The sequence below is a fragment of the Mesorhizobium sp. M7A.F.Ca.US.002.01.1.1 genome (assembly GCF_004022955.1).
Taxonomy (GTDB): domain Bacteria; phylum Pseudomonadota; class Alphaproteobacteria; order Rhizobiales; family Rhizobiaceae; genus Mesorhizobium; species Mesorhizobium ciceri.
Map to the genome: position 1 here is coordinate 1 of NZ_RZQE01001021.1, position 610 is coordinate 610.

1 protein-coding gene is annotated in these 610 nt (G+C 63.3%); it reads right to left on the bottom strand.

What is annotated here, in order from left to right:
• Positions 1-514, bottom strand: a 514-nt coding sequence (locus EN932_RS37485) for a 3-deoxy-7-phosphoheptulonate synthase (protein ID WP_164760980.1), incomplete at its 3' end; no start/stop codon positions are given.
• Positions 515-610: the final 96 nt, after the last annotated feature.

Consider the following 610-nt stretch of genomic DNA (forward strand, 5'->3'; position numbering starts at 1 on the left):
GCGCGAAGGCGCGCAGAAGGTTGAGCGTCGCCGCCGACTGGCGGTACGCCATCTCCTGGCGAGCGGGATCCGGAATGCGCGACTTCGGGTCGAATTCGATGCCGTTGATGATGTCGCCGCGATAGCTGGGCAGCGTCACCTCGCCCTTGGTCTCATTGTCGGACGAGCGCGGCTTGGCGAACTGGCCGGCAACGCGGCCGACCTTGACCACCGGCTGCGCGCCGGCGAAGGTCAGCACCACCGACATCTGCAGGAAGACGCGGAAGAAGTCGCGGATGTTGTCTGCGCCGTGCTCGGCGAAGCTCTCGGCGCAATCGCCACCCTGAAGGAGGAATGCGTCACCGGCAGCGACCGAAGCGAGCTGCTTCTTGAGCTTGCGCGCCTCACCGGCAAAAACCAGCGGCGGAAAGGTTGCGAGCTGGGCCTCCGTGTTCTTCAGCGCTGCAAGGTCCGGATAAGCAGGAACCTGCTTGATCGGCTTTGCTCTCCACGAATTCGGCGACCATTTCGTCATCGCTGCACCCAACGCTCTTTCCAGCGGCCTATACTCCGCCATTCCCGCCCCAATTGGGGATCGCGGCTCCATACACGAAGCCGATTTCCTATTCTA